The organism is uncultured Sphingomonas sp. (genome assembly GCF_913776855.1).
Classification (GTDB): domain Bacteria; phylum Pseudomonadota; class Alphaproteobacteria; order Sphingomonadales; family Sphingomonadaceae; genus Sphingomonas.
Window position 1 is genome coordinate 57315 of record NZ_CAJYQD010000018.1, and the last position, 8399, is coordinate 65713.

General features: G+C 66.9%; 10 protein-coding genes and 1 pseudogene. 4 read left to right on the forward strand and 7 right to left on the reverse strand.

What is annotated here, in order from left to right:
• Positions 1–35: 35 nt before the first annotated feature.
• The 3 genes from QZ755_RS04525 to QZ755_RS04535 all read right to left on the reverse strand — a co-directional run bounded on the left by QZ755_RS04525 (position 36) and on the right by QZ755_RS04535 (position 2681).
• A complete protein-coding gene (locus QZ755_RS04525) occupies positions 36–710 on the reverse strand; it encodes a TonB family protein (RefSeq protein ID WP_294320182.1) in 675 nt (224 codons plus the stop codon).
• A gap of 92 nt (positions 711–802) precedes the next feature.
• Positions 803–2122, reverse strand: a complete 1320-nt coding sequence (gltX, locus tag QZ755_RS04530) for a glutamate--tRNA ligase (protein WP_294320185.1) — start codon at positions 2120–2122, stop codon at positions 803–805.
• 40 nt (positions 2123–2162) lie between these two features.
• A complete protein-coding gene (locus tag QZ755_RS04535) occupies positions 2163–2681 on the reverse strand; it encodes a YcxB family protein (RefSeq protein WP_294320186.1) in 519 nt (172 codons plus the stop codon).
• Positions 2682–2772: 91 nt separating this feature from the next.
• Between QZ755_RS04535 and QZ755_RS04540 the strand changes: the two genes are divergently transcribed.
• Positions 2773–3708: a ribose-phosphate pyrophosphokinase gene (locus QZ755_RS04540; protein ID WP_294320188.1), complete on the forward strand. Its 936-nt coding sequence runs from the start codon at positions 2773–2775 to the stop codon at positions 3706–3708.
• Between the two features lie 30 nt (positions 3709–3738).
• Here the strand turns inward: QZ755_RS04540 and QZ755_RS04545 are convergent, their stop codons facing one another.
• Positions 3739–4239, reverse strand: coding sequence for an Mpo1-like protein (locus QZ755_RS04545; protein WP_294320190.1), 501 nt, complete (start codon positions 4237–4239; stop codon positions 3739–3741).
• Between the two features lie 199 nt (positions 4240–4438).
• Between QZ755_RS04545 and QZ755_RS04550 the strand changes: the two genes are divergently transcribed.
• The gene (locus QZ755_RS04550) at positions 4439–4930 is read left to right on the forward strand and encodes a DUF6622 family protein (RefSeq protein WP_294320192.1); all 492 of its coding nucleotides are present in this window, start codon (positions 4439–4441) and stop codon (positions 4928–4930) included.
• 4 nt (positions 4931–4934) lie between these two features.
• Here the strand turns inward: QZ755_RS04550 and QZ755_RS04555 are convergent, their stop codons facing one another.
• From QZ755_RS04555 to QZ755_RS04565, 3 genes are read right to left on the reverse strand one after another with little or no spacing between them, the layout of a single operon-like run.
• On the reverse strand, positions 4935–5681 hold the full coding sequence (locus QZ755_RS04555; protein WP_294320194.1) for a sulfite exporter TauE/SafE family protein: 747 nt from the start codon (positions 5679–5681) through the stop codon (positions 4935–4937).
• Between the two features lie 4 nt (positions 5682–5685).
• Positions 5686–6069: a hypothetical protein gene (locus QZ755_RS04560; protein WP_294320196.1), complete on the reverse strand. Its 384-nt coding sequence runs from the start codon at positions 6067–6069 to the stop codon at positions 5686–5688.
• Positions 6066–6590 (reverse strand): sterol desaturase family protein, encoded by a 525-nt coding sequence (locus QZ755_RS04565; protein WP_294320198.1) that lies wholly within the window; start codon positions 6588–6590, stop codon positions 6066–6068. Before QZ755_RS04565 ends, QZ755_RS04560 begins: the two co-directional genes overlap by 4 nt.
• Positions 6591–6810: 220 nt before the next feature.
• Here QZ755_RS04565 and sucC point away from each other — a divergent pair, with 220 nt between their 5' ends.
• Together sucC and QZ755_RS04575 are read left to right on the forward strand one after the other, a co-directional pair.
• On the forward strand, positions 6811–8010 hold the full coding sequence (sucC, locus tag QZ755_RS04570; RefSeq protein WP_294320200.1) for an ADP-forming succinate--CoA ligase subunit beta: 1200 nt from the start codon (positions 6811–6813) through the stop codon (positions 8008–8010).
• 262 nt (positions 8011–8272) lie between these two features.
• Positions 8273–8399, forward strand: a pseudogene (locus QZ755_RS04575) (electron transfer flavoprotein subunit beta/FixA family protein); the annotation flags it as partial.

Genomic DNA, 8399 nt, shown 5'->3' on the forward strand with positions numbered 1-8399 from the left:
GCGGACAATCGCCAGCCCCCGCGCCCGGCGCCCGGTCAGCGATCCTCCATGGTGAAGCGCACCGTCATCTCGCGCCAGCTTTCCACCGCAACGCCGTCGCGGGTCGCGGGGCGGAAGCGCCATTTCGACAGCGCGCGCCGCTTCGTCGCATCGAAGAACGCATCGCTGGTCGCGCTGACCTGCTCGACCGCGCTCACCCGGCCGTTGGCGCCGACCAGCACGCGGACGACGACCACGCCGTCACGCGCCTGGTTGCGTTCGAACGCGGGATAATCGGGCTGGAAATCGGCACGATAGCGCGGATCGATGCTGGCATTGATCAGTATCGGCAGCGGGCTGGCGACCGTTACCGGGCTGCCGGTGCCGGTCCCACCGGGCGCGGCCACGACCGGGTCGAGCGGCGGGAGCGCGGTCGGCATCACGGTCGTGGTGGTCATTACCGGCCCCGGCGCCGGAATCGGTGCGGGCGGGGCGAAGATCGGCTGGACCGGGGCGGGATCGGGCAGCGCCTTCTCCACCGGCTTTGGCATATCGATGGGCGGGGGCGGCGGTTCGATCGGCACGTTGACCGCTTCGATCGGCTGCCACGGATCGTGACGCGTTACCACCGTCGTCGCCGTCAGGATCGCCACGGCCAGCAGGCCGCCATTGATCGCAATCGCAAACCCCAAACCCACCGGGTTCAGGCCACGTTGTCCCTGATATGCCATGTCACCGTCCTTCTCGATTCGTGTCTCCCGCCGTCCAGTCGGCCGATGCGATGAGATACCCTGTCGAGGGCGGTGTAAAGTTGACGTGCGCGTCAGCCCGTCAGTCGCGCGATCGCCCGTTCGCGCCCGATCAGCGGCAGCAGTGCGGCCATGTCCGGCCCATGGTCCATCCCCGTCAGCGCACGGCGCAGCGGCAGGAACAGCGCCTTGCCCTTGCGTCCGGTTTCCGTCTTCAGCGCAGCCGTAAGTTCCGCCCACGGGTCGGCCCAGTCCAGCCCCGCCGCAACCGCCGCCGCCCGGTCCAGAAACGCACGATCCTCCGCCGTGACCGGTACGGCGTCGACATGCCCGGTCACCACCCGCCACCAATCGGCGGCGTCGGCCACCCGCTCCAGATTTCCGCGCACCGCATTCCAAGCTGCCGCGTCCATGCCGTCGGGCAGTGCCTGCGCGACCCGATCGAACGGCAGCTGGTGGACGATCCGGGCATTGACCTGTGCCAGTTCCGCTTCGTCGAAGCGCGCCGGCGCGCGCCCGAACCGGCCGAAATCGAACGCGGCGATCAGCGGCGCGGTATCGACCACCGCCTCGACCGGATCACTGGTCCCCAGCCGCGCCAGCAGCGCGACGACCGCCTCAGGCTCGATCCCGCTTGCACGGAAATGCTCGACGCCGAGTGACCCCAGCCGCTTGGACAATTTGCCCTCGTTGCCGACCAGCAGCGCCTCGTGCGCAAAGGCCGGCGGCACCGCGCCCATCGCCGCGAACATCTGCATCTGGGTCGCGGTGTTCGACACGTGATCCTCGCCGCGCACGACATGGGTCACTCCCATATCGGCATCGTCGATGACCGAGGGCAGCAGGTACAGCCACGACCCGTCGGCGCGCCGCACCACCGGGTCGGACAGCAGCGCGCCGTCGAACTTCTGCGGCCCCCGGACCATATCGTCCCACTCGATCGGCTCCGCCTCCAGCCGGAAGCGCCAGTGCGGTCGCCGCCCCTCACCCTCCAAGCGCGCACGATCGTCATCGGTCAGCTTCAGCGCGGCGCGATCATAGACCGGCGGCAGGCCCCGTCCTGCCAGGATCTTGCGCCGCAGGTCCAGTTCCTCGGGCGTCTCATAGGCTGGATAGATCCGCCCACTCGCCACCATTTCGGCGAACACCGCCTCATAGCGGTCGAACCGCGCCGACTGGCGTTCCTCGCCATCGGGCACCAGCCCCAACCAGGCGAGGTCGCGCCGGATGGCGTCGACGAACCGCTCCTCGCTGCGTGCGCCATCGGTATCGTCGATCCTGAGCAGGAACCGCCCGCCCGCCTTCTTTGCGAACATCCAGTTGTGGAGCGCGGTGCGCAAATTGCCGATATGGAGGAAGCCGGTCGGGCTGGGGGCGAAACGGGTGACGGTCATGCGCGTCGTTTAGGGAGCGTGCGTGGCGGCGGCAACCGCATCAGCGGCGCGGCAGGTTTGCCTGCATCAGGACCGCCTCGACCTGCGCCAACTGCTCTGGACCAAAAGCACGAACCGGGATGAAATAAGCGAGGTGGTCGTTGCTGTAGAGCAGCAGCACGTCACGCCCGAGATGCCAGCCCAGCAATTCGCCCCATGGCAGCGCAATCTCCGCGCGGACGCTCGCCTGTCGAAAACCGCTGGCGTCGAACATGGTGCGGTGTTCGTGGTGCAGCGTCTTCTGCTGCATGAACAACCGCCGTGCGCGCCGCGGCAGCAACAGCCAGTTGCCGCCGATGATGATCGCGAGCGCACCCATTGCCGCGACGGGGACCGGCAGCAATGCGGACGATGCCGTTCCATCCACAAGAAACGGGATCGCCATGGCACCGACGCCGATGAACGCCAGCAGCCCGGCCGTACGCCCGATGAACTTGCGCGACCGCAGCGAGCGGGCGAACATCGTCCGCTGGACCGCGACATAATCCTCAGGGCACGGCGTGAAGGTCACCTCGACCATCGTCTCATCCCTTTGCGTCACATGGGTTTCACAATTCGTCCGCGCGCTCTATGGCGCACGCATTCTTTCCATCATGGATACGGGTACACCCATGAAGCTGCTGGCGGGCAATTCCAACCTTCCCCTGTCGACCGCGATCGCGGACTATCTGGAAATCCCGCTGACGAAGGCCAGCGTACGGCGCTTCGCCGACGAGGAAATCTTTGTCGAGGTGCTGGAGAATGTCCGCGGCGAGGACGTGTTCGTCGTCCAGTCGACCAGCTATCCGGTCAACGACAACCTGATGGAAATGCTGATCATGATCGACGCGCTGAAGCGCGCGTCGGCGCGGCGCATTACCGCCGTAATCCCCTATTTCGGCTATGCCCGGCAGGATCGGAAGCCCGGCCCGCGCACCCCGATCTCGGCCAAGCTGGTCGCCAACATCATTACCGAGGCCGGCGCTGACCGCGTGCTGTGCGTCGACCTCCACGCCGGGCAGATCCAGGGCTTCTTTGATATTCCGACCGACAACCTCTACGGCGCGCCGGTGATGTCGGAGGATATCAAGACGCGCTTTGGCGAACATAACCTGATGGTCGTGTCGCCCGACGTCGGCGGCGTGGTCCGCGCGCGCAGCCTCGCCAAGCGGCTCCACAACGCGCCCCTCGCCATCGTCGACAAGCGGCGCGAGCGTGCCGGCGAATCGGAAGTGATGAACATCATCGGCGACGTCGAGGGCCGCTTCTGCGTCCTGATCGACGATATCGTCGATTCGGCCGGCACGTTGTGCAACGCCGCCGCTGCGCTGAAGCAGGCCGGCGCGGTCGGCGTCGTCGCCTATTGCACCCACGGCGTCCTGTCGGGTGGCGCGGTCGCGCGGGTCGAGGCGTCGGCGCTGGAAGAGCTGGTCATCACCGATTCGATCGGCAACCACGACGTGATCGCGCAGGGTAAGAAGATCCGCCACCTGACCATCGCCCCGCTGCTGGCCGAGGCGATCCGCCGCATCGCCGACGAATCGTCGGTGTCGAGCCTGTTCGACTGAGCGGGCGGACGGGGCGCCGCCCCGTCCCGCTCAGGCCGAGCGGTGGACCGCCTCCATCGCCTGCCGCACCGGTTGGCGCAGGCCGAGCAGGAAGGCGGCTTCGGCCACCACGAACAGCGGCCCGACGAACAGGCTGGACAGATCGTCGACGAAGGCGGGCTTGCGCCCTTCGAAATAATGGCCGACGAACTGCAGCGTCCAGCCGACGACGAAGCTGCCCAGCCCGACCGCCAGCCACGCGCCGGTCGACCACGCGGCAATCCCGCTTCCCATCCAGGTGATCAGCGCGAGGAACGCCGCGAGGAACGCGCCGAACATCAGGTCGAGCCGCAGATACCCGATCGCCGCGATCACGCCGACCACCATCATCGGCGTCACCGCCACCCCATCGCCCAACGCGAACGCCGGTCGCGACAGCAACACGGCGATGGCGAACAGAATCAGCGGGATGCCGACCATATGCGTCGCGACATTATGCCCGTTGCGATGATATTCGGCATAGGCCGACAATTGCCTGACCAATCGCGACATCGATCCTCTCCCATCCATTCCTGTCGCCGGGCGAGTCGTTCGTCCGTGTCGGCAGGGCCGGTGGCGATCCTGTCATGGCCGGAGAGGACAGTCACGTTGCAACGCAGCGCGCGGCTGTCGCAAATCGTCGTAGCGGCTTGCCATGCGTCGGCGATGCGCTAGCGTGGGGGCATCATCCTTTGGGGGAAGGAACAGCATCATGCATCCGGGTCAGATCGCAACCGGGGCGCCGACATGGGTCTATGCCCTGTTGGCGGGCCTCATCTTTCTTGGCGTGCGGCGGTTGCGGACGCGCGAGGTGCCGGTGGCGGTCGCACTGCTGCCGTCGATCGCCTTCTTCCTGTGGAGCGTGACAGGGGTTTCCGCCTTCGCCCATCAGGCCGGGGCCGCATCCGCGCTGGGGGCTTGGGTAATCGGCGCAGCACTGGGCGCGGCAAGCGGTGTGCTGCTCCCCGATCCGCGTGGTCAGCGGTTGCCGGGGGGACGGGTCCGCCAACCGGGGTCGCCGTTGCCGCTGATCCTGTATCTCGGCGTGTTCGTCGTCCGCTTCGCCTGCGGGGCATGGGGCGCGATCGTTCCGGCGCAGGCGACGCTGGCGACCGCGATCGGCATTGCGGTGGGGGCGGCGATGATGGCGCGGCTGCTGGTCGGCGTCGCACGCTGGCGCACGGTTTCCGCCCAGCCCGCCTGAACGGTCAGGTCACTCCGTCCCACACCAGCTTCACCCCCACCGCGATCATCAGCACATAGATCGCGGTGTAGAACCGGTGTGCCGACACCCGCCGCACCAGCCACACGCCGGCAACGGTCGATGCGACCGCCACCGGCAGCAGCGCCGCCGAGGTCAGCAGGTTCGCCCGCGTGAACTGGCCGAGCGCCAGATAGGCCGGGACCTTCAGCCAATTCACCGCGCCGAAGAACAGCGCGGTGGTGCCGACCAGCACGTCGCGCGGCAACTGGCGCGGCAGCACCCATAGCTGAAACGGCGGCTGTCCGGCATGGGCGACCTGGCTGGTAAAGCCCGACGCGACGCCGAACAGCGTGCCGACCCAGCCGGGCGACCGGGCGGCGACCGGCATCCCGCGGCGTTCGATCCGCAGCCGCCACAGTCCGAAGGCGACCGAAATCGCGCCGACCACTGCCAGTACCGCCGAGGGCCGTACCGTGCTGGCAAAGCCATAGCCGAGCAGGATTCCCAGCCCCGCGCCCGGCAGCATCCATGCGATCACTCGCCAGTCGATCGTCCCGCGGAATGCCCAGATGCCGACCACATCCTGCACGATCAGGATCGGCAACAGGATCGCCGCCGCGCGTACCGGGTCGATCGCCAGCGCCAACATCGGCAGCGACAGGGCGCCCATGCCGGAAAAGCCGCCCTTGGCCAGCCCGAGCAGTACCACCGCCGGCACCGCCAGCGCATAGAAGAACGGGTCGACGATCACCGTGTCAGTCCCGGCGGTCCTGCAACGCCTGCGCAATGCGAAACAGCGCCAGCACCCCGACCGCCAGCACCGCGACCAGTGCCAGTACCGCATAGGTCAGCACGGCCAGCCCGTCGGAGACGCTGCGCGTGGCGGCGGCCTGTTGCGCCATCGCGGCGCTTTCCGCTGTTTCGACGCGCGGCGCGCCGGTCGTAAAGGGCGCGGGCGGCGGAAGCGGCGTGCCGGTGCGCGGATCGATCCGTTCGGCGGTGTCGACGCCAGCTTCCGAACCCGAACGCGACGATCCGCCCCTGGTCGACATGGTTGCCACCGCGCCGACCATCGCTAGCGTGGCGAAGATCGCCAGCACCCACGACAGCGCCCGCGCCTGCCAGCCACCGGCGGTCATGGATGCTCGACGGGATCGCGGGTCTGCGCGGTCGGCGCGCGAACCCCGGCATTGCCGCGGCGCTTCAGTTCGGCCTTCAGGTCTTCGGGCCTGGGCGCCCACAGGAATCCGAAGCTGACCGTGCCATGCTTGCTTTCGACCGCATGATGCAGCCGATGGGCGGAAATGATCCGCTTCATATAGCTCGATTTCGGCAGATAGCGGTGGTTCAGCCGACGATGGACGATGATGTCGTGGAACCCGAAATAGATCGCGCCATAGGCGGCGATGCCCGCCCCGATCCAGATCGTGCCAGGCCACCAGCCCCATTGCACCCCGCCCAGCAGCAGGACGATCGACGGCACTGCGAAGATCGCGGCATACAGGTCGTTCCACTCCCAGTTGCCATGGCGCGGGGCGTGGTGGCTGGCGTGCAGGAACCAGCCCGGCCCGTGCATCAGCCAGCGATGCGCGACATAGGCGAACCCTTCCATGAAGATCACGGTGGCGACGAAGATCAGAATGCCGATGGCCCAGTGCATGGCGGCGATATAGCGGCTTGGGCAAGACATTGCGACGGCTTACCGCCGATCGGTGCTGCGCGCGCTTCCGGCTGCGATCGGCTGGTCCGCCGCCCTGAAGCAGTTGCGACGCAATTGCATTACTGCGCTTTCGGGCTGGATTCGCCTGCGCGCATGTGCTTTACGCCCGGCAACTTCGCAAACCTGCGTACAACCACCCGAGAGGCGGAAGGCGAATCCCATGAACATTCACGAATATCAGGCCAAGGAACTGCTCGCGAAGTTCGGCGTGCCCGTCCCCGCCGGCTATGCCGCGCTGACCGTCGACGAAGCCGTCGAGGCCGCAGGCAAGCTCCCCGGACCGCTCTACGTCGTCAAGTCGCAGATTCATGCCGGTGGCCGCGGCAAGGGCAAGTTCAAGGAACTCGGCCCCGACGCCAAGGGTGGTGTCCGCCTCGCGTGGAACCTCGACGAAGTGCGCGCCCATGCGACCGACATGCTCGGCAACACGCTGGTCACGATCCAGACCGGCGATGCGGGCAAGCAGGTCAACCGCCTGTATGTCACCGACGGCGCCAACATCGCGCAGGAATTCTACCTCGCGCTGCTCGTGAACCGCGCGACCGGCCGCGTGTCGATGGTTGCCAGCACCGAAGGCGGCATGGACATCGAAACCGTGGCGCATGACACGCCCGAGAAGATTCATTCGATCGACATCGACACCGCGACCGGCTTCATGCCGCATCACGGCCGCGCCGTCGCCGCCGCGCTGGAGCTGAAGGGCGACCTCGCCAAGCAGGCCGCCAGCGTCGCGTCGAAGCTGTACGACGCGTTTCTCGGCACCGATGCCGAGCAGATCGAGATCAACCCGCTCGCCGTCACCGAAGAAGGCCAGTTGGTCGTGCTGGACGCCAAGGTCGGCTTCGACGGCAACGCCATGTTCCGTCACAAGGACCTGATGGAACTGCGCGACACCACCGAAGAGGACGCGATGGAGCTGGAGGCGTCGAAGTACGACCTGGCGTACATCAAGCTCGACGGCGACATCGGCTGCATGGTCAACGGCGCGGGCCTCGCCATGGCGACGATGGACATCATCAAGCTGAACGGCATGTTCCCGGCCAACTTCCTCGACGTGGGCGGCGGCGCCAACAAGGAGAAGGTGACGGCCGCGTTCAAGATCATCCTGTCCGATCCGGCGGTGAAGGGCCTCCTGGTCAACATCTTCGGCGGCATCATGCGCTGCGACATCATCGCGGAGGGCATCGTCGCAGCCGCCAAGGAAGTGAACCTGTCGGTGCCGCTGGTCGTCCGGCTGGAGGGCACGAACGTGCAGCAGGGCAAGGACATCCTGGCCCATTCGGGCCTCGCCATCGTCCCCGCCAACGATCTGGGCGACGCCGCCAGGAAGATCGTCGCCGAGGTGCAGAAGGCGGCCTGATCGCCAATGCGATAAGATCGGCAAAGGGGGCTCGGACGGCAACGTCCGGGCCCCTTTTTCGTTAGTCTGAATAACCTCCCCTCCCCTTCAGGGGAGGGGCCGGGGGTGGGGCATTCCCGCATATGCTCCGCTCGTGGTGACCATCCCCAACCTGCACCCTGAAGGGGAGGGATAGGGGAGCCTCACCATACCGGACTTGCGAAAACCATCGGTTTACGTTTAGGGAAAGCGCGAACCGGTTATTGGATCGAGAGGAGCCCCGATGAAGGTGCTGGTGCCGGTCAAGCGGGTGCTTGACTATAATGTGAAGCCTCGGGTGAAGGCGGACGGCAGCGGGGTCGACCTCGCCAACGTCAAGATGAGCATGAACCCGTTCGACGAGATCGCGG

Excerpts from the sequence above, each read along its gene's own strand:
- QZ755_RS04525 (WP_294320182.1), bottom strand. The coding sequence starts at position 710 with ATGGCATATCAGGGACAACGTGGCCTGAACCCGGTGGGTTTGGGGTTT.
- gltX (WP_294320185.1), bottom strand. The coding sequence starts at position 2,122 with ATGACCGTCACCCGTTTCGCCCCCAGCCCGACCGGCTTCCTCCATATC.
- QZ755_RS04535 (WP_294320186.1), bottom strand. The coding sequence starts at position 2,681 with ATGGTCGAGGTGACCTTCACGCCGTGCCCTGAGGATTATGTCGCGGTC.
- QZ755_RS04540 (WP_294320188.1), top strand. The coding sequence starts at position 2,773 with ATGAAGCTGCTGGCGGGCAATTCCAACCTTCCCCTGTCGACCGCGATC.
- QZ755_RS04545 (WP_294320190.1), bottom strand. The coding sequence starts at position 4,239 with ATGTCGCGATTGGTCAGGCAATTGTCGGCCTATGCCGAATATCATCGC.
- QZ755_RS04550 (WP_294320192.1), top strand. The coding sequence starts at position 4,439 with ATGCATCCGGGTCAGATCGCAACCGGGGCGCCGACATGGGTCTATGCC.
- QZ755_RS04560 (WP_294320196.1), bottom strand. The coding sequence starts at position 6,069 with ATGACCGCCGGTGGCTGGCAGGCGCGGGCGCTGTCGTGGGTGCTGGCG.
- QZ755_RS04565 (WP_294320198.1), bottom strand. The coding sequence starts at position 6,590 with ATGCACTGGGCCATCGGCATTCTGATCTTCGTCGCCACCGTGATCTTC.
- sucC (WP_294320200.1), top strand. The coding sequence starts at position 6,811 with ATGAACATTCACGAATATCAGGCCAAGGAACTGCTCGCGAAGTTCGGC.